Annotated in this window: 16 protein-coding genes; 5 read left to right on the top strand and 11 right to left on the bottom strand. The window is 72.0% G+C overall.

Annotated elements, in window-relative coordinates:
- The coding region (locus IE317_RS12650) for a DUF305 domain-containing protein (RefSeq protein ID WP_191309560.1) at positions 1 to 346 on the top strand (346 nt) is incomplete at its 5' end.
- A gap of 135 nt (positions 347 to 481) precedes the next feature.
- Here the strand turns inward: IE317_RS12650 and IE317_RS12645 are convergent.
- On the bottom strand, positions 482 to 3,658 hold the full coding sequence (locus tag IE317_RS12645; RefSeq protein WP_229902674.1) for a TIM-barrel domain-containing protein: 3,177 nt from the start codon (positions 3,656 to 3,658) through the stop codon (positions 482 to 484).
- A 241-nt stretch (positions 3,659 to 3,899) separates the two neighbouring features.
- Complete coding sequence (locus IE317_RS12640) at positions 3,900 to 4,940, bottom strand: LacI family DNA-binding transcriptional regulator (protein WP_191309556.1); 1,041 nt, start codon at positions 4,938 to 4,940, stop codon at positions 3,900 to 3,902.
- 133 nt (positions 4,941 to 5,073) lie between these two features.
- On the opposite strand from IE317_RS12640, the gene IE317_RS12635 reads away from it, so the two are divergent.
- The 4 genes from IE317_RS12635 to IE317_RS12620 all read left to right on the top strand — a co-directional run bounded on the left by IE317_RS12635 (position 5,074) and on the right by IE317_RS12620 (position 7,794).
- Positions 5,074 to 5,448, top strand: a complete 375-nt coding sequence (locus IE317_RS12635; protein ID WP_191309554.1) for a hypothetical protein — start codon at positions 5,074 to 5,076, stop codon at positions 5,446 to 5,448.
- A 10-nt stretch (positions 5,449 to 5,458) separates the two neighbouring features.
- Positions 5,459 to 6,526, top strand: coding sequence for a sensor histidine kinase (locus IE317_RS12630; RefSeq protein ID WP_229902673.1), 1,068 nt, complete (start codon positions 5,459 to 5,461; stop codon positions 6,524 to 6,526).
- A complete protein-coding gene (locus IE317_RS12625) occupies positions 6,523 to 7,131 on the top strand; it encodes a response regulator transcription factor (protein ID WP_191309552.1) in 609 nt (202 codons plus the stop codon). The genes IE317_RS12630 and IE317_RS12625 overlap by 4 nt, the downstream gene beginning before the upstream one ends.
- Before the next feature lie 66 nt (positions 7,132 to 7,197).
- Positions 7,198 to 7,794, top strand: a complete 597-nt coding sequence (locus IE317_RS12620; RefSeq protein WP_191309551.1) for a mycothiol-dependent nitroreductase Rv2466c family protein — start codon at positions 7,198 to 7,200, stop codon at positions 7,792 to 7,794.
- Here the strand turns inward: IE317_RS12620 and IE317_RS12615 are convergent.
- Genes IE317_RS12615 through IE317_RS12575 form a run of 9 tightly spaced genes read right to left on the bottom strand, consistent with a single transcriptional unit; the run spans position 7,791 to position 18,751 of the window.
- On the bottom strand, positions 7,791 to 9,143 hold the full coding sequence (locus IE317_RS12615) for a rhamnulokinase (protein WP_191309603.1): 1,353 nt from the start codon (positions 9,141 to 9,143) through the stop codon (positions 7,791 to 7,793). The genes IE317_RS12620 and IE317_RS12615 overlap by 4 nt on opposite strands.
- A gap of 44 nt (positions 9,144 to 9,187) precedes the next feature.
- Positions 9,188 to 10,606 (bottom strand): L-fucose/L-arabinose isomerase family protein, encoded by a 1,419-nt coding sequence (locus IE317_RS12610; RefSeq protein ID WP_191309549.1) that lies wholly within the window; start codon positions 10,604 to 10,606, stop codon positions 9,188 to 9,190.
- A gap of 10 nt (positions 10,607 to 10,616) precedes the next feature.
- Positions 10,617 to 12,635, bottom strand: coding sequence for a bifunctional aldolase/short-chain dehydrogenase (locus IE317_RS12605; RefSeq protein WP_191309547.1), 2,019 nt, complete (start codon positions 12,633 to 12,635; stop codon positions 10,617 to 10,619).
- A gap of 2 nt (positions 12,636 to 12,637) precedes the next feature.
- Positions 12,638 to 13,813: an L-rhamnose isomerase gene (gene rhaI / locus IE317_RS12600; protein WP_229902672.1), complete on the bottom strand. Its 1,176-nt coding sequence runs from the start codon at positions 13,811 to 13,813 to the stop codon at positions 12,638 to 12,640.
- Positions 13,810 to 14,145, bottom strand: a complete 336-nt coding sequence (locus IE317_RS12595) for an L-rhamnose mutarotase (protein WP_191309544.1) — start codon at positions 14,143 to 14,145, stop codon at positions 13,810 to 13,812. Before IE317_RS12595 ends, rhaI begins: the two co-directional genes overlap by 4 nt.
- Positions 14,145 to 15,206 (bottom strand): rhamnose ABC transporter substrate-binding protein, encoded by a 1,062-nt coding sequence (rhaS, locus tag IE317_RS12590; protein ID WP_191309542.1) that lies wholly within the window; start codon positions 15,204 to 15,206, stop codon positions 14,145 to 14,147. Before rhaS ends, IE317_RS12595 begins: the two co-directional genes overlap by 1 nt.
- A gap of 5 nt (positions 15,207 to 15,211) precedes the next feature.
- Complete coding sequence (locus IE317_RS12585) at positions 15,212 to 16,204, bottom strand: ABC transporter permease (protein WP_191309540.1); 993 nt, start codon at positions 16,202 to 16,204, stop codon at positions 15,212 to 15,214.
- Positions 16,197 to 17,237 (bottom strand): ABC transporter permease, encoded by a 1,041-nt coding sequence (locus IE317_RS12580; RefSeq protein ID WP_191309538.1) that lies wholly within the window; start codon positions 17,235 to 17,237, stop codon positions 16,197 to 16,199. Before IE317_RS12580 ends, IE317_RS12585 begins: the two co-directional genes overlap by 8 nt.
- Entirely contained in the window at positions 17,234 to 18,751 is a 1,518-nt protein-coding gene (locus IE317_RS12575) for a sugar ABC transporter ATP-binding protein (RefSeq protein WP_191309536.1), read from the bottom strand. The genes IE317_RS12580 and IE317_RS12575 overlap by 4 nt, the downstream gene beginning before the upstream one ends.
- Positions 18,752 to 18,847 lie beyond the last annotated feature (96 nt).

The raw sequence follows: 18,847 nt of genomic DNA, 5'->3' as shown, positions 1-18,847 counted from the left end.
GGCGGTGCGCGCGGCCGCGGACTCGGTGGCGGCGCCGGCGGAACGGCTGCTGGCGCGGCTGAAGTCGGCCCGCGACCGGGCCGGGCTCCCTGCGGCCGATGTCCATGGTGGACACAGGATGCCGGGCATGGTCACGGCGGCGGACCTGGTGGCGTTGCGCACCGGGACCGGCGAGGAGTTCGACCGGCGCCTGGTCACCTTGCTGCGAGCCCACGCGGCGCAGCTCGTGGTGCTGGCGCGGGGTGAGCAGACCTCGGGAGGGGATGCGGAAACGCGGGAACTGGCCGGCGAAGTCGGCGCCGAAGGGGCGCGGCAGGAGAAGGCGCTGACCGGCCTGGGTGACTGAACGCGCGGAAACACGACTCGGTCCGAGCCGAAGCTCGGGCCGCGGAGGCCACCGACCCCACAGGGTGGCCGAGCCGGTGCCGTCGGGGCCACCACGTGCGGTGGCCCCGACGGCAGTTCACCGGCTCGGCTGCGCTCAGTACGTCACCGTCACCGGGCCCCTTCCGGCGTGGGCCGTCACCGTGAGCGTCTGCGTTGCCGCGTCCCACTTCCAGCTCTGCGACGGCGCCCAGCCGTCGCCGACCCGCACCCGCGACGGCGCCGACGGCACGCCGAGGAACTTCACCGTCCACTCGCGCGAAGCCACCTGGGACCGCCCCCGCGTCGGCTCGACCGTCACCGTGTGGGCGCCGCGCCGCTCGGAGTACGTGATGCGCGTCGTCGAGCTGTGCTTCGACGAGCTCCCGTCGTCCTCATACAGGGAGAACGACCCCGGCGCACCGGGCGCCACCGTGACCGTCGCGCGGTTCAGCGGGTTCTGGACGTCGTTGGGCACGTCCGCCGTGCGGGTCACCGTGATACCGCCCGCCCGGACGAACACCGGCATGGTCCCGAGGTCGGACGTCACCTGCTGGGTGCTCCCGCCCTGGTAGACCTTGCCGCTGAAGTAGTCCGTCCACTGCCCCGGCGGGAACCAGACCGACGTCGTCGCCGAGGTGCCCGGGTTCGTCACCGGCGCCACCAGCATGTCCGGCCCGTAGAAGTACTCGCTCGACGCCGCCGCGTAGGCCGCCGGGTCGTCCGGGTACTCCACGTACGTCGGCCGCACCACCGGCACGCCCGTCGTCGCCGCCTGCTGGGCCAGCGTGTAGGTGTAGGGCACCAGGTTCTCGCGCAGGTTCAGGAACTTCGTCGCCGACGCCTTCGCCGCGTCGCCGTACTGCCACGGCAGCCGGTCGCTGTGGTTGCTGTGCAGCCGGTCGATCGGCTGGAACGTGCCGAGCTGCACCCAGCGCGCGTACAGGTCGTCCGGCAGCTTGAACGTCTGGTGCTGCTGCCCGCCGGAGGTGTAGGTCTCGCTGCCCCGCAGCCCGGTCGTGTCGTTGTGGCCGCCGATGTCGTGGCTGATCGGCGACAGGCCCGTCGCGGCCGACTCGGCCGGGGTGATCCCGACCTCCATCCGCAGCGTGCCCCACGTCGAGGACGTGTCGCCGGTGAAGTGGACCGTGCTGCGCTTGTCGGCCCACGGTCCGGTCGACAGCCCGACCGGACCGCCGTAGCCACCGGCCTGCAGCGAGCCGTACGCCCGCGAAGTCGCGAAGCCCCGCTCGATCGCGGGCGCGGACAGGTCGGCGTACTTCTGGTTGATGAACGAATCCGGCGTGACGCCCTGCAGGCTGGACTTCGACGCGTCGCAGCACCAGTCGAGCCACCAGAAGTCGTTGCCCTGGTTCATCATCTGGCCGTGCAGGTCCAGGTACGCCTTGAGCTGGTCGGGGTCGCCCCAGTCGAAGACGTAGCAGTCCGTGCCGCAGTTCGACTTCGCCAGCTTGCCCTTCGCCGTCGCCTGCGCGCGGGCGAACTGCGGGTCCGAACCCATGATGCTCGGGTGGATGTTCAGCGTGTTGTGCAGGCCCTGCGAGTGCGACCAGGCGAAGAACGCCGCCGGGTCGGGGAACTTGTTCGTGTCGAACTGCCAGCCGTTCCACGTGTCCGGCGCCTTGAAGTCGGTGTCGGTCACCAGGACGTCCAGCGGGACGCCCTCGCTGCGGAACTTCGGCAGGATCTTGTCGCGGTAGTCGGCCGCCGTGCGGTCGATGTACTCGGAGTACCAGACGCCGTACGCCCAGCGCGGCAGCAGCTCCGACGGCCCGGTCAGGGTGGCCAGGTCCCGCAGCCCCGCCTTGTAGTCGTGGCCGAAGGTGAAGGCGTAGCCGTCCTGGTAGGGGTTCCCGCCGTGCGACGGCCGCTGCGTCACCTTCTCGGTGGCCGTGTCGTACAGCGCGGACGGGCTGTCGTCGAGCAGGTACCAGCCGTCGGAGTGCAGGAGCCCTTCGGTGAGCGACGGCGTGCCGTTGTCCCCGTTGACGCCGTCGAGGCCGCGCCGGTAACCGCCGAGCGCGAGGTGCGGCTGCGGTACCGCGGCTCCGGTGCGCGTCACCGCGACCGTGTCGAGGTTGACGTGGCAGCTCGCGTCGTCGGGACAGCCGAGGACGACGTCGTTCGCGCCGGCCTTGAGATCGACCGGCACCGAGGCCGTGCCCCAGGTGTCCCAGTCGGCGGTGGCCGGCAGCGACAGCGTGCGGGTCACGCCGGACGCCGCGACCGTCGCGGTCCTCGTCTGGTGCAGGCCGTCGCCGCCGGTGCCGTTGGCGTAGCGGACGGCCAGCTGGTAGGTGCCGGCGCTCGGGACCGCCACCACGCGGTGGGTCAGCGACGAGCCGCGGTTGAGCTCGGCGACGAACCCGCGGCCGGCGTACCCGGTGTGGTCGGTGGCGACCACGGCCGAGCCCGCGCGGAGGCCGGATTCGGCTTCACAGCTGACATCGAGGGCGCAGCCGGTGATCGCGCGCGCCGACGCCGGCGGGAAGGACGCGCCGGGCGGCAGCACCGCGATCGCGTCGACGTTGACGTTGCCGGAGTCGCTCGCGGCCCGCTCCAGGCGGAGGTTGTGGCGGCCCGCGGTGAGGGTGACCGGCACCGAGGCGGTGGCCCAGCTGTTCCAGTCCGCCGTCGTGGGCAGGGTCAGCTTCTGGGCCGCGCCGCCGTCGACGGACACGCTCAGGGTGCGCGTGACGTGCTGGCCGTCCCCGCCGGTGCCGTTGGCGAAGCGGGCGGTGACGTTGTACGTCCCGGCCGTGGCGGCGGAGACGTCGGCGGTGGCCGAGGTCCCCGTGCTCTCGAAGCCCGCGAGGAAGCCCTCGCCGGTGTAGCCGGTGTGGTCGGTGGCCACGCCCAGGCCGTCGGCCGTGAGGTCTTCGGCCTCGCAGAGCGCGCCGGTCGCGCAGGTCAGGTGGCGCCACGGCGCCGCGGTCACCGGCGCGCCCGCCGTGGTCTTGATCTGCAGGTTGCCGGAATCGAACGGGCCGGAGTTCAGCTGGTAGGTCAGGGTCGTCGCGCTCGTGCGGATGGTCAGCACGCCGTTCGCCGTCGTGGCGGTGAACGGCGGGGGCGTGAACGAGCCGCGGCCGACGGCGTTGAACGTGGCGGCGTCGGTGAACCGGCCGTCGCCCGCGTACTCCGTGCGGATCAGGGTCGGGGACAGGACCTGGAAGCGCGCGTTCCCCGCCGCGACGGTCCCGCGCGCGGCGGGGCCGGCGTCGGCGGGCGCCGCGACGGTGACGACCGCGGCGGCGACCGCCAGGACGCTCACCAGGTGGAGGGATCTGACTGCTCTCGGCCGCACGGCGGAACTCCGTTCCGGTCAGGGGACCAGTTTTACAACGTTGGAAAAGGCGTTCCGATCTGAGCACAGGCGCTGGGCGGATGTCCAGACCAGCGGGAAGATCTGTCCGGACAGCCAGTGTCACTGCCCGGCAGGCCACGCGGGGCGGAGTATCGGGGCGAACCGGTCACGGGGGTGGTACTGGAGCGGGTCGCGGCTCGCGGCTTGCTCAAGCCGACTCGCGGATCACCAGCTCCGGGTCGAAGATCACCGACTCCGCACGCCGCTGCGGGTCAGCCATGCGGTCCAGGACCATCCGCGCCATCGCCGCGCCCATTTCCTCGACCGGCTGGCGGACCGTCGTCAGCCTCGGGCGGCAGCTCAGCGCCACCCGGCTGTCGTCGAAGCCGATCACCGCCACGTCGTCCGGGACCCGGCGGCCCGCCTCGCGCAGCACCGTCAGCGCGCCGTACGCCATCAGGTCGTTGGCCACGAACAGCCCGTCCAGCGCCGGTTCCTCGGCCAGCAGCCGCTCCATCGCGCGCTCGCCGCCGTGCTCGGTGAAGTCGCCCTCGGCGACCGCCACGTACGCGTGGCCGTGGCGGGCCATCGCGTCGCGGAACCCGGCCAGCCGGTCCTGGCCCGCCGGTGTCCCCGCCGGGCCCGCGATCGTCGCGACCCGGTGGCACCCGCGGGACACCAGCCGGTCCGCGGCCAGCCGGGCGCCGTCCTGGTGGGCGACGTCGACGTAGCTCACCGGCGCCGGGCGGCCCGGCCGCGCGAACAGCGCCGTCGGGACACCCGCGTCGGTCAGCATCCGCGGCAGCGGGTCCTCCGCGGGGTGCAGCGAGATCAGCAGCACCCCGCTCACCTGCTCCTGCCGCAGCTTCGGCACGAGCTTCTCCCGCTCTTCGTCGCTGTCGACGAGCATCAGGATCGGGTGCAGGCCTTGCGGGCGCAGATGCGCGACGACGCCCTCGACGACCCGGCCGAAGAAGGGGTCGCCGAACACGCCGCCGAAGGCTTCGATGTGCCGTTCGGGCTCGGACACCACCAGCGCGATCCCACCCGTGCGGCGCGTGACCAGCGACCGGGCCGCGCGGTTCGGCACGTACCCGGTGGCGGCGATCGCGCGTTCGACGGTCTCCCGCAGCTTCGGGTCGACGTTGCGCACGCTGTTGACCACGCGGGACACCGTGGCCCGCGAGACGCCGGCGACCCGCGCGACGTCCTCCAGGGTCGGCGGCGCCGAGGGCGGGTGCGTCGTCACCCCTTCTTTGTAGCACGCTGTGAGAGCGCTCTCCCAGCCCTGCGACCGACGGCGCGCCGATGACAAATGTCATGGGCGCCCGGTGCGGGACGGCACTGCCCCCGGACCCACCGGCGAGACCAGCATTTCCGGCATGACCACCACCGCCTTCCGGCCCGTTCTCCTGCTCACCGGCGGCTACGCCGGCCTCAGCGTCCTCACGCTCGTCGCGATCGTGCTCCTCCGGAACGACCACGCGCTGGTGACCGACGCGGTCTGGGTGCGCGCCACCCTCGTCGTCGCCAGTTCGCTGCTGACGTTCGCCTTCGCCCGCAGCGCGGCGCGCGGGTCGCGGAAGGGCCTGCTGAGGCTGCGGATCGTCGCCGCGGCGATGCTCGTGGCGATCGCCGTCATCGTCGCTTTGCCCGGACTGTTCCCGATGTGGCTGCGGATCGAGCAGGCCGTCTGCGGGCTGCTGCTGCTCGGTGTCACGGTGCTCGTCAACGGCCGGCGGGTCCGGGCCCGGTAGCGTGCCGGAGGTGGACAGGGTGGAACCGGCCGACGTGCAGCGCTGGGTGCGCGGCTGGCGGCTGCGGCTGCTCGACGCCGGGATGCTCGTCTACCCCGCCGTGACCGTGGCGAGCGTGCTGCAGCACTCCTCGAACGCTTTCGCGGGGTGCCTGGTCGTGGCCGCGTTCGCCGTGAGCTACCTGTTCGCCGCGGCAGCGGCCGCACGACGGGCGACGCGGCCGTTCTGGCTGCTGACCGGCGGCTGTGCCGTGTTGTTCGCCGCCGCGATCCCGTTCGTCCACGCCGATGCGTTCTTCCTCGCCGCCGTCGTGCTCTCCCTGGCCGTGCCCCGGCTCCCCCGCCGCGTCGGGGCGGGCCTGGTGGCCGCAGCCGCACTGGCCGCCGTCATCGGCCCCTGGCCCGGCGGACCGGCGTGGACACAGGCGGTCGCACTCGTGTTCACCGTGCTCATGGTGTCCGCGTTCGCCGAGGCGATCCGGGCCAACGCCGCGCTCGTCGAGGCGCGTGCCGAGGTCGCGCGGCTGGCGTCGGAGGCCGAACGCACCCGCATCGCCCGGGACCTGCACGACCTGCTCGGCCATTCGCTCACCGCGATCACCGTCAAGAGCACCCTCGCCCGGCGGCTCGTGGACGCCGACGCGGCTCGCGCGGGCGAGGAGATGACCGCCGTCGAAACGCTCGCCCGCCAGGCGCTGACCGACGTCCGCGCGGCGGTGTCCGGCTACCGCGAAGTCACTCTGGCCGGCGAACTCGCGCGCGGGCGCGAGCTGCTGCGCGCGTGCGGTGTCACCGCCGACCTGCCGACCGCGACCGACGTCGTCGGCCCGGCGCACCAGGAGCTGTTCGGGTGGGTCGTGCGGGAAGGCCTGACCAACGTGGCCCGGCACGCCCGCGCGACCCGGTGCACGGTCACCGTCTCGGAGTCCACTGTGGAGGTCGTCGACGACGGCGTCGGCGGGTCCCCCGGGGAGGGCGCCGGGCTGGCCGGCCTCCGCGAGCGGGTCGAAGCGGCCGGCGGGCAGTTCGGCGCCGGGCCGGTGCGGCCCCGCGGCTGGCGGCTGCGGGTGACGGTGTGACCATCCGGCTGCTGCTCGCGGACGACCAGGAGCTGGTCCGTCAGGCGCTGTGCGCGCTCCTCGCGCTCGAGGACGACTTCGAGGTGGTCGCCTCCGTCGGCCGCGGCGACGAGGTCGTCGCCGCGGCCCGCGAGCACCGGCCCGACGTGGCCCTGCTCGACATCGAAATGCCGGGCCTGGACGGTCTTTCCGCCGCGGCGGTGCTCGCCGCGCAGGTGCCGGACTGCCGCGTCGTCATGCTCACGACGTTCGGCCGGGCGGGCTACCTGCGCCGCGCGATGGACGCGGGCGCGGCCGGGTTCGTCGTGAAGGACGCCCCGGCCGACGTCCTCGCCGACGCGATCCGCCGCGTGCGGGCCGGTGAGCGCGTGGTCGACCCGGCGCTGGCGGTCGCCACGCTCGCCGCGGGCGAGTCGCCGCTGACCGCCCGGGAACGCGACGTGCTCGTCACCGCCCGGACCGGGGCCACGGTCGCCGAGATCGCGTCCCGGCTGTATCTGTCCGAAGGGACGGTGCGCAACTACGTCTCGGCGGCGATCGCCAAGACCGGCGCGCGCAACCGGGTCGAGGCGGTGCGGATCGCCGACGAGCGCGGCTGGCTCTGATTGGCCCGGTCCGCCCGCCCGGAATTGGATCTTCTGCCGGGCCGCCCGCCGCCTTAGGTTGGCCGGGTGAAGACCGTTGACCTGTGGTTCGACCCGGTGTGCCCGTGGGCGTGGATCGCCTCCCGGTGGCTGCTGGAGGTGGAGGCGGTCCGCGAGGTCCGGACGCGGTTCCAGGTGTTCAGCCTGTCGCTGCACAACGAAGGGCGGGAGGTGGACGACTGGTACCGCGGCTGGCTCGACGAGCGCTGGGGTCCCGCGCGCGTCGCACTGGCCGCCGAGCGAGCGCACGGGAACGAGGTCCTGCGCGACCTCTACACCGCGCTCGGCACGCGCCTCCACCGCGACAAGGAACCGGTGACGCGCGAAACGATCGTCGCCGCGCTGGCCTCGGTGGACCTGCCCGCATCGCTGGCGGACGCCGCCGAGTCGCCGGACCTCGACGCGGACCTGCGCGCCGGGAACCGCGCGGCGCTCGACCCGATCGGCGAGGACCTCGGCGTCCCCGCGATCCACGTGGACGGCCACGCCTTCTTCGGCCCGGTCGTCAGCCCGGTCCCGCGCGGCGAGGAAGCCGGACGGCTGTGGGACGGCGTGCTGCTCGTGGCCGGCACGCCCGGGTTCTCCGAGCTGAAGCGGGGCCGCGGCCGGCCGGTGACGAGCTAGGCGTTTCGCGTCAGCCGGGCCTCTGCCGCGTCCCAGTCACCGACACCCGACGGCTCGTAGCGCCTCACCTCCTGGGTCTCCCGCACCAACGCCCGCATCGACGCCAGATCCGGCAGGTCCTCCCCCAGCGCCCGGGCCTGGACCAGGACGTTCCCCAGCGCCGCCGCCTCGACCGGGCCCGCCAGGACCGGAACTCCGCACGCGTCCGCCGTCAACCGGCACAGCAGTTCATTGCGCGCCCCGCCGCCGACGATGTGGACCACGTCGATCGTGCGGCCCGTGATCGACGCCGCGGCCCGGAGCGTGCGGCGGTAGGCCAGCGCCAGGCTGTCGAGGATGCACCGGACCACCGCGGCCCGCTCCGCAGGCGGCTGCTGGCCGGTCGCCTCGCAAGCGGCAGCCAGGCGCGCCGGCATGTCACCGGGTGGCAGGAACTCCGGGGCGTCGATGTCCACCACCGCCGCCAGCGCGGGCGCGGCGGCCGCCGCCGCGAGTAGGCCGGGCAGGTCCGAAGTGGACCACGTCCGCAGCGTCTCCGACAGCACCCACAGGCCCATCACGTTGCGGAGAAAGCGGATCGTGCCGTCGACGCCGCCCTCGTTGGTGAAGTTCGCCGCGAGGGCGGCGTCGCTCAGCTCCGGCGCCGGCAGCTCCAAGCCCGCCAACGACCACGTTCCCGAGGAGATGTACGCGAAGTTCGTGCCGGGTGAAGCGGGCACGGCGACCACCGCGGACGCCGTGTCGTGCGAACCCACCGCGATCACCGGCAAACCGGACAGTGCGCGGGCCGTGCCCACCACCGTGCCGGGGTCGCGCAACGGCGGGAGCAGCCGCGGCGGGATCCCCACGCGGGCGGCGAGCGAGGTGGCCCAGGTCCGCGCGCGGACGTCGTAGAGCTGCGTGGTCGACGCGTTGGTGCGTTCCGCCCCGATCTCGCCGGTCAGCCAGTAGTTCAGCAGGTCGGGGATCAGCAGCACGGTCCGCGCCGCGGCGAGCCGGTCGCCTTCGGCCAGCAGCTGGTACAGCGTGTTGAACGGCAGCTGCTGCAGCCCGGTCACGTCGTACAGTTCCCGGTCGGGCACCGGGACGGTGATCCCGTCCGTGCGCGGGTCGCGGTAGTGGACAGGGTTGCCGAGTAGGGCGCCGCGCTCGTCCAGGAGCCCGTAGTCGACCGCCCACGAATCGATGCCGACCCCGTCCAGGTGCCCGGCCTCGTGGATTCCGGTCACGGTCTCGCGGTAGAGACCCAGGACGTCCCAGTACAGCACCGGGCCCGCCTGGATCCCGCCGTTGGCGAACCGCCGTACCTCCGACACCTCCAGCGCCGACGAGCCGACGGTCCCGGCCATCACCCGTCCGCTGGACGCGCCGAGGTCGACGGCCGCGACCCGTTTCACGGGCGCACCACCGTCAGCTCCAGGCCGAGCAGGTCCGCGACCGCCGTCAGCTCGGCGACGCGGTGGCCGGTTCCCAGCGCCCAGTGGTGCGCGATCCCGCTCGCCGACCAGGCGTCGGTCCACTCCCCCGGGTCGCAGCCGAAGTCGACGCGGGAGGTCGTGTTGCCGATCCGCAGCAGCGGCCCGGGCACCACCGTCCCTTCCGACGCGATGAGCGTGAACGTGCCGTCGCGGCGCTGCCCGAGCCCGCACAGCGTCACCGGCCCGTGCTTGACGTCGAACTCCACCGACACGCCCCAGCCGCGCTTGCCGTGGTAGACGCCCAGGCCGCGCAGCAGCGGCTTGCGGGCGCTGATACCGAGGTGGGCCGGGCCGTCGTGGCCCATCTCGACCACGCCGTCGCGGAAGTTCAGCGCCTGCAGCTCGGTGAACGAGCCGCCCGCGCCGAGCCGGTCCATGACGAGCATCGCCAGTGACGTCCGCAGCTCGTACTCGCCGACCGCCGGGATGCCGCGCGCGGTGAGCAGGGACGCGCCGAGGATGAACCCGGCGCCGACGCGTTCGTGCGTCTCGCCGTCGAGGCCGCGGTGGTAGTAGGCCAGCGAGTCGAGCGAGAAGTCGTCGACGAGCCGGTCGAGGGCCACCGAGACCCGGGCACCCCAGGCGAAGTCTTCGTCCACGACGGACTCGTCCACGGTGAACACTTCGCGGGCCAGTTCGACGCGGTCCTTCGTTTCGGCCTCGGTGACCTTCTCCACGCGCACCCGCAGGTCGTCGACCTCCAGGATTTCGACGTGCCCGCCGAGCTGGGCCGAGACGAGCGTCGGGTCGGTCGAGACGTCCATCATGCCCGGGTACAGGTGCCCGAGCAGGCCGTGGCGACCGCGGCGCAGCGCCGCCCGCACTCCGGCGGCCTTGATCCAGCGGGAGATCCGCGTCCAGGCGCGCTCGTCCTCGAGGTAGCCGGACACCGAACGGAACTCGACGCCGAGGCGCCGGAACGCGTTGGCCATCTCCGGCAGCGGGCAGGCGCCGCAGTAGGCCAGCCACGCGCCGGTGTCGAAGGACTCGTGGTCCATCACCTCGGTGGGCTGCAGGTTCAGCAGCAGCACCGGCGCGCCCGAGCGCTGCGCGACCGGGGCCAGCATGCTGGACGTCAGGTACGTCGTGAGGAACCCGATGATCAGGTCGCACCCGGCCACCCGCAGCTTTTCCGCCGCGGCCGCGCCTTCCCGGGCGTCCGACACGAACCCGGCGTCGACGACCTCGCAGTCCATGGTGGACAGACGCTCGGTGACGCGCCGGGCCGAGGCCTGCAGCTGCGGCAGCAGGGCCGGGAACTGCGGCCAGTACGCGCCGAGCCCGCCGGACACGAGCCCGACGCGTGTGCGGCGCGGGGTGATGCGGTCGATCATCGGTCCTCCTTCAGCGCAGGAACGCGGCGGCCACTCCGGCGTCCACCGGCACGTGCAGGCCGGTGGTGTGGGTCAGCTCGCCGCCGGTCAGGGCGAACACCGCGGCGGCCACGTGCTCGGGCAGCACTTCCCGCTTGAGGATGGTGCGCTGGGCGTAGAACTCGCCGAGCTTCTCCTCGGGAACGCCGTAGACGGCCGCGCGCTGGGCGCCCCAGCCGCCGGCGAAGATGCCGGAGCCCTGGACGACGCCGTCGGGGTTGACGCCGTTGACCCGGATGCCGTGCGCGCCGAGTTCGGCGGCCAGCAGCCGGACCTGGTGGGCCTGGTCGGCCTTCGCGGCGCCGTAGGCGACGTTGTTCGGGCCCGCGAACACCGAGTTCTTCGACGAGATGTAGACGATGTCGCCGCCGATGCCCTGGTCGATCATGGCCTTGGCCGCCGCGCGGGCGACCAGGAACGAGCCCTTGGCCATGACGTCGTGCTGGAGGTCCCAGTCGCGTTCGGTGGTCTCCAGCAGCGGCTTCGAAATGGACAGCCCGGCGTTGTTGACCACCAGGTCGATGCCGCCGAAGGCGAGCACGGTGGCGTCGATCGCGGCTTGGACCGCCGCGGCGTCGGTGACATCGGCGGTGACGGCCGTGCCGCCGATCTCCGCGGCGACTTCCGCGGCCGCGTCGCCGTTGAGGTCGGCGATCGTCACGCACGCGCCTTCGGCCGCGAGCCGCTGCGCGATGGCCTTGCCGATCCCGGATCCGGCCCCGGTGACCAGGGCGATCCGCCCGGCCAGCGGTTTCGGCTTGGGCATCCGCTGCAGCTTGGCCTCTTCGAGCGCCCAGTACTCGATCCGGAACTTTTCGCTTTCGGGGATCGGCGCGTAGGTGGAGACTGCTTCGGCGCCGCGCATGACGTTGATGGCGTTGACGTAGAACTCTCCCGCCACCCGCGCGGTCTGCTTGTCCTTGCCGAAGGAGAACATCCCGACACCCGGCACCAGCACGATGGCCGGGTCGGCGCCGCGCATCGCGGGCGAATCGGCGTCGGCGTTCCGCTCGTAGTAGGCGCGGTATTCGTCGCGGTACTCGGCGTGCAGTTCCTTCAGCCGCGCGACGACGTCGTCCAGGGGCGCGGTCGCGGGCAGGTCCACGACCAGCGGGCGGACCTTCGTGCGCAGGAAGTGGTCCGGGCACGAGGTGCCCAGCGCGGCGAGCGGCGCCAGCTTCTCCCGGGAGAGGAACTCCAGCACGACGTCGCTGTCGGTGTAGTGGCCGACGACCCGCTGGTCCGTCGAGGCGAGCCCGCGGATCACCGGCGCCAGCGCCGCGGCGCGGGCGTGCCGCTCGGCTTCGGGGAGGGCTTCGAAGCCGGGGACGACCGGGCCGAACGGTTCGGGAGCGCCCCGCTCGGCCAGGAAGGCTTCGGCCGTGCGGATGATCTCGAGAGAGTTGGCCTGGCACTCCTCGGAGGTCGCGCCCCACGCGGTGATGCCGTGGCCGCCGAGGATGACGCCGATGGCCTGCGGGTTGGCCGCCTTGACCGCGGCGATGTCGAGGCCCAGCTGGAAGCCGGGGCGTCGCCAGTCCACCCACGCGACCCGGTCGCCGAAGCACTCCTTGGTCAGCGCCGGGCCGTCGGCCGCGGTGGCCAGCGCGATCCCGGAGTCCGGGTGCAGGTGGTCGACGTGCGCGGCCTCGACGAGACCGTGCATGGCGGTGTCGATCGACGGCGCCGCCCCGCCCCGGCCGTGCAGGCAGTAGTCGAAAGCGGCGACCATCTCGTCCTCGCGCTCGACACCCGGGTACACGTTCACCAGGGCACGCAGCCGATCCAGCCGCAGCACCGCGAGCCCGGCCTCGGTCAGCGTGCCGAGGTCGCCGCCGGAGCCCTTGACCCACACCACGTCGGTGGGCGAGCCGGTGACGGGGTCGGTCACCGCGCCCTTGGCGGAGGTGTTGCCGCCGGCGTAGTTGGTGTTGCGCGGGTCGGCCCCGAGCGCGTTGCTGCGCGCGATGAGCTGCTCCGGCACGGTCATCCTCATGCTCCCCATCCGGCCTGCGTGCCGCCGGCGCGCTCGGCCACGATCTTCTCCTGGTACCCGCTGCGGTGGTAGGCGGCGATCGGGTCCGGGTCGAGCCCGGAGTCCTCCCGCAGCTCGGCCAGCAGCGGCCGGACGTCGGTGTTGTAGGCGTCCATCAGCACGGCGTTCGCCTCCAGGACGTTGCCCGCCTGCTGCGCCGAGCGCAGCGCGGGGCGATCCACGAGCAGTGCCTTCGCGGTCGCTTCCTGGACGTTCATCACCGACCGGATGATCGCCGGGATCTTGGCCTCGATGTTGTGGCACTGGTCGAGCATGAACGCGATCCCGTACGCCGGATCGAGGGCGTCGGCGCGGACGATCTCGTACATGATCCGGAACAGCTGGAACGGGTCCGCCGCCCCCACCATCAGGTCGTCGTCGGCGTAGAAGCGGGAGTTGAAGTCGAACGCGCCCAGCTTCCCCGCCCGCAGCAGGAACGCCACGATGAACTCGATGTTCGTCCCCGGCGCGTGGTGGCCGGTGTCGATGCAGACGGTGGCCCGCTCGCCCAGCTCGATGCAGTGGGCGTAAGACGTGCCCCAGTCCGGGACGTCGGTGGCGTAGAACGCGGGCTCGAACAGCTTGTACTCCAGCAGCATCCGCTGGTGCTCGCCGAGCCGGTCGTAGGTTTCCCGCAGCGCCGCCGCCAGCCGGTCCTGGCGGTCCCGGAGGTCGTCCTGGCCCGGGTAATTGATGCCGTCGGAGAACCACAGCTTCAGGTCGCGCGAGCCGGTCGCGTCCATGATGTCGATGGCCTCGAGCAGGTGGTCGGTCGCCTTGCGGCGGATCCCGGCGTCCGGGTTGGTCACCGAACCGAGCTTGTAGTCCTCGTCCTGGAAGACGTTGGTGTTGATCGCCCCGATTTCGACGCCGAGGTCCCGCGCGTAGGCGGTCAGAGCGGCATAGTCGTCGACCTTGTCCCACGGGATGTGCAGCGCCACGCTCGGCGCCACCCCGGTGAACTTGTGCACCACCGCCGCGTCGGCGATCTTCTCCTCGGGGGTGCGCGGCACGCCCGGTTGCGGGAACACCTTGAACCGGGTACCCGAGTTCGCGTACGCCCACGACGGCGTTTCGATGCGCTGGGCCCTCAGGGCCGCTTTGACCGCAGTCAGATCACCCATGGCGATCACTGTCCTTCCCGGACGTCGAGGTGGAAGACCTCGTCGAGCAGCTGGAACCCTTCGTCCGGCGGGCCGCCGTCGAGACCGGTGAAGAACTCCGCCATCTCCGCCTGCCAGCGGGTGTTGACGTCGGTCTCCGCCATGGCGGCCCGCGCGGCTTCGAGGTCGTCCGCCTCGACGTACCCGATCAGCAGGCCGTCGTCGCGGAGGAACAGCGAATAGTTGCGCCAGCCGGTGTCGTGCAGGGCCTGCCGCATCTCGGGCCACACCGCCCGGTGCCGCTCGGTGTATTCGGCTTTCCGGTCGGGCTTGACCTGAAGGCAGAAGCAGTACCGGGGCATCAGAAGGTGAACTTGTCGATGTTGTTCGCGTCGAACGTCGTCGGCGGGCCGAGCACGATTTCGCCGTTGGCGCCGATCGTGTAGTCACCGAGCTTGCCCGCCTTGAACTTCTCGCCTTCCTTGCCGGTGATCTGGCCGGACTTGAGCGCAACACCCGCGTAGGCGGCGAGGTAGCCGATGTCCGCCGGGTTCCACAGCGCGAACTGCTTCACCGTGCCGTCCTTGACGAAGGCGCGCATCTGGTTCGGCGTGCCGAGGCCGGTCACCGCGACCTTGCCCTTGTAGGTCGAGGAACTGACGTACCGCGCGGCGGCCGCGATGCCCACGGTGGTCGGCGAGACGATCACCTTCAGGTTCGGGAACGACTGGAGCAGGCCCTGGGCCTCCTGGAACGACTTCTGGTCGTCGTCGTTGCCGTAGGCGATCTTGTCCAGCTTCAGGCCCGCGTACTCCGGCTTGGCCAGTTCCTTCTTGAGGACCTCGATCCAGGCGTTCTGGTTGGTGGCGTTCGGCGTCGCGGACAGGACGGCGATCTCGCCGGACCCGCCGGAGAGGTCCTTGGCCTGCTTGGCCAGCGCCTCACCGATGCCCTGGGTGGTGGCCTGGTTGATGAAAACGTCGCGGCAGTCCTTGGCGGCGTCGGAGTCGAACGCGACGACCTTGATGCCGGCGCTGCGGGCCTGGTTGAGCGACGGGCACACGGCGTTCGGGTCGTTCGCGGCGATGCCGATGACGTCCTGCTGCTGCTGGATCAGCGTGTTGATGTAGCTGACCTGCGACGACGCGCTGGCGTCGTTCGGCCCGACCAGCTTGTACTCGCCCTTCAGCTCTTCGAGCGCCGCCTTGCCGCCGCTGACCTCGATGTCGCTGTAGGGGTTGTTGAGCTGCTTGGGCAGGAACGCCATCTTGACGCCGGTGGCGGCCGCGGCGTTCGGGTTGGCCGCGGCGGTGGACTGCTGGCCGCCGGAGCCGGCGTTGTCGTTCTTGGTCGTGCCGCTGCACGCGGCCAGGACCAGCACCAGCCCGGCCGACACTGCGCCGGTGAGGAACCGTCGGGACATCTTCGTCACCTTTCTGGGGATACCGCTTGGCGAGGACGGCGCCGCGACGCCGCGCGCACGATGTTGGGCAGCAGGACCGACACGATCAGGAGCACGCCGGTCACGATGTTGAGGGCTTCGTTGGACACGTCCTGCAGGCGCAGCGCGTTCTGCAGGGAGGCCAGCAGGACCACCCCGGCGAGCACGCCGGGCAGCGTGCCCTTGCCGCCGAAGATGGACACGCCGCCGAGCAGCACGGCGGCCACGACGGCCAGTTCGAGGCCGAAGCCGTTGTCGGCGCGGGCGCTGGAGTACCGCAGCGTCCACAGGACCCCGGCGAGACCGGCGACCGCGCCGCTCACGACGTACAGCCAGAACTTGAGCCGTCCGGTGCGGATGCCGGCGAACCGGGCCGCCTGCTCCCCCGCGCCGGCGGCGAAGACGCCGCGGCCGATCGGGGTCGCGTGCAGCACGACGCCGAAGATCAGGGCGACGACGATCAGCGGGATCAGCACGTTCGGGATCGGGCCGTCGCCGATCGTCCCGGTGACCCAGGTCGTGTAGGCGCGGGGGAAGTCGGCGACCGCGCCGTCGCCCAGCACCACGAAGGCGAGCCCGCGGTAGAGCGCCAGCGTGCCGATCGTGACGGCGAGGGACGGCAGTTTCAGCACGGTGACGAAGAAGCCGTTCAGCGCGCCGAGGACCGCGCCGAGCATGATGCAGAGCGGGATGATCGTCTCGATCGTCATCCCGGCGTCCCACAGCGAACCCATCACCGCCGACGTCAGGCCGAGCGTGCTCGCCACCGAGAGGTCGATCTCGCCGGTGACGATGATGAACGTCATCGGCAGCGCGACCAGCGCGATCGGGAGCAGGTCGAGCAGCAGGAAGGTGAAGTTGCGGCTGGTGCCGAAGTTCTCGACCGCGCCCGAAGCGACGACGAGCACGATCACCGTCACCAGCACGACGGCGGCGTCCCAGCTGAGCAGCCGGCCGAGCCGGTTCCCTCGGTCAGACATGGGCGTCCCTCTTCTTCAGTGCTTTCGCGACCCGGACGGCGACGAGCCGGTCCGCCCCGATGGCGAGGAGGATCAGCGCACCGACGATGGCCTGCTGCCAGAACTGGTTGATGTCGAGCACGGCCAGGGCGCTGCCGATGACGGTCAGCAGCAGCGCGCCGAGGCCCGCGCCCCAGACCGAGCCGCTGCCGCCGAACACCGCGACCCCGCCGACGACGGCCGCGGCGACGACGTTGAGCTCGTAGCCGGTGCCGGCGGCCGCGTCCACGGTGCCGAACCGGGCCGCGAACAACACTCCGGCGAGCCCGGCGAGGGCGCCGCTGACCAGGAACGCCGCGCTGGTCTTGCGGCCGACCCGGATGCCGGCCAGCTGCGCGGCCTGCGGGCTCGACCCCATCGCGTACAGCTCGCGCCCGGCGCGGTAGCTGCGCAGCACGATCCCGGCGGCGACCAGGACCAGCACCGCGATCAACACCAGCCACGGCACGCCGAGCACCGACGCGGTGCCGAAGTCCAGGAAGGACGCCGGCAGCTTGTCGGCGTTGATCTGCTGGCCACCGGCCCAGAAGTAGCTGACCCCGCGGTAGGCGTAGAGCGTGCCGAGCGTGACGACCAGCGCGGGCACCTGGCCGAAGCGCACGAGCGCACCGTTGACCAGTCCGCACACCGCGCCGACGCCGAGCCCGGCGAGGACGGCGACGAGCACCGGCAGGCCCGGGTTGTCCTTCATCAGCGTGCCGACGGCGAACGCGGACAGGCCGAGGACCGAGCCGACCGAGAGGTCGATGTTGCGGGTGATCATCACGATCGCCTGCCCGACCGCGAGCACCGCCAGGATGGCCGTGCCGAGCAGGATGTCGCGGATGCTCTGCCCGGACAGGAACCGCGAGTTCTGCGTCGCGGTGAACGCGACCAGGACGATCAGGGCTCCCGCGATGCCGGATTCGCGGGCCTTCAGCACGTTCGCGGTCCACGAGCGTCCGGAGTGGACGGTGGCCTGCGCGGTCACGGGCGCCTCCTTCGTCGCGGTCATGCGGCGGCCCCCTGCCCCATCGCGGCGAACATGACGGAGTCTTCGGTCGCTTCCGCGCGCGGGAGCTCGGCCACGATCCGGCCCTCCCGCATCACCAGCACGCGGTCGGCCATGCCCAGCACCTCCGGCAGTTCCGAAGACACCATGACGACCGCGACCCCTTCGGCGGCCAGCGAGGACATCAACCGGTGGACCTCGGCCTTGGTGCCGACGTCGATGCCGCGCGTCGGCTCGTCCACGATGAGCACCTTCGGCGCCATCGCCAGCCACTTGGCCAGTACGACTTTCTGCTGGTTGCCGCCCGAAAGCGTGCCGACGGGGTCGCCGAGCCGGCGGTACTTGGTGCGCAGCCGCTCGGTCCAGTGCCGGGCTTCCTGCCGTTCGCTCGCGCCGCTGAGGAAGCCGAGCTTCGACAGCGCGCGCGAGCGCGGCAGCGTCACGTTCCGCTCGATCGAGAGGTCCATGATCAGGCCCTGCTGACGCCGGTCCTCGGGAACGAGGGCCATCCCGGCGGCCATCGCGGCCCGCGAGGAGTGCGGCTTCAGCTTCTTGCCGCTGACCTTGACGACTCCCGCGTCCCGCTCGTCGACGCCGAAGACGGCCTGGACGACCTCCGAGCGGCCCGACCCGACCAGCCCGGCGAACGCGACGATCTCACCGGCGCGCACGGAGAAGGAGATGTCGCGGAACACGCCCTCCCGGGCCAGGCCTTCGACCTCCAGCACGACCGCACCGGGTTCGACGTCCTGCTTGGGGAACAGCGCGTCGAGATCGCGGCCGACCATCCGCTTCACCATCTCTTCGACGGTCACGTCCTCCAGGGCGTCGGTGGAGACGTGCTTGCCGTCGCGCATGATCGTCACGCGCTGGCAGAGCTCGGTGATCTCCTCGAAGCGGTGGGAGATGAACATGATCGCCGCGCCTTCCTGGCGCAGCGCCCTGGCCACGGTGAACAGCCGCTCGACCTCGATCCGGGTCAGCGCGGCGGTCGGCTCGTCCATCACCAGCACGCGGGCGTCGGCGCTGAGCGCCTTGGCGATCTCCACGATCTGCTGGTCGGCGATCGACAGCCCCCTGGCGGGCCGGGCGGGGTCGATCCGGACGCCGAGGCGGGCGAACAGCCGCTCGGCCTCGGCGCGGATCGCCGCCCGGTCGATCCGGCCGAGGCTCTTGCGCGGGTGGCGGCCCATCACGATGTTCTCCGCGACACTGAGGTCCGGGAACAGCGTGGGCTCCTGGTAGATCACGGCGATGCCGGCCGCCTTGGCGTCGGCGGGTGAGCCGAACTCGACCGGCTCTCCGTCCAGCAGCAGCGTGCCGTCATCGGGCTTGTGCACCCCGGCCAGCATCTTGACGATCGTGGACTTTCCGGCGCCGTTTTCCCCGACCAGCGCGTGGGCCTCCCCGGCGTGCAGTCCGAAGCTCACGCCGGCGACGGCCGCGACCGCGCCGAACGACTTCGTCACGCCGCGCACCTCCAGCAGAGGGGCTCCGGCGGGGTCCTGCCGCGTCATCGCGACCTCCGGATTGAAAGGTTTCACAAATCTGGTGCGGTGAAGCTACTATGCGCCGGAACGAGAAGTCAATGGATCGGCGAAGGCGTGGCCAAA

The sequence above is a fragment of the Amycolatopsis bullii genome (assembly GCF_014654205.1).
Lineage (GTDB): Bacteria > Actinomycetota > Actinomycetes > Mycobacteriales > Pseudonocardiaceae > Amycolatopsis > Amycolatopsis plumensis.
This window is presented reverse-complemented; position numbering and strand designations above follow the sequence as displayed.

Bases quoted from the DNA above. Each gene is read 5' to 3' on its own strand.
- IE317_RS12635 (WP_191309554.1), top strand. From the start codon at position 5,074: ATGACCACCACCGCCTTCCGGCCCGTTCTCCTGCTCACCGGCGGCTAC.
- IE317_RS12615 (WP_191309603.1), bottom strand. From the start codon at position 9,143: ATGGCCGGGACCGTCGGCTCGTCGGCGCTGGAGGTGTCGGAGGTACGG.
- IE317_RS12610 (WP_191309549.1), bottom strand. From the start codon at position 10,606: ATGATCGACCGCATCACCCCGCGCCGCACACGCGTCGGGCTCGTGTCC.
- IE317_RS12605 (WP_191309547.1), bottom strand. From the start codon at position 12,635: ATGACCGTGCCGGAGCAGCTCATCGCGCGCAGCAACGCGCTCGGGGCC.
- IE317_RS12595 (WP_191309544.1), bottom strand. From the start codon at position 14,145: ATGCCCCGGTACTGCTTCTGCCTTCAGGTCAAGCCCGACCGGAAAGCC.
- rhaS (WP_191309542.1), bottom strand. From the start codon at position 15,206: ATGTCCCGACGGTTCCTCACCGGCGCAGTGTCGGCCGGGCTGGTGCTG.
- IE317_RS12585 (WP_191309540.1), bottom strand. From the start codon at position 16,204: ATGTCTGACCGAGGGAACCGGCTCGGCCGGCTGCTCAGCTGGGACGCC.
- IE317_RS12580 (WP_191309538.1), bottom strand. From the start codon at position 17,237: ATGACCGCGACGAAGGAGGCGCCCGTGACCGCGCAGGCCACCGTCCAC.
- IE317_RS12575 (WP_191309536.1), bottom strand. From the start codon at position 18,751: ATGACGCGGCAGGACCCCGCCGGAGCCCCTCTGCTGGAGGTGCGCGGC.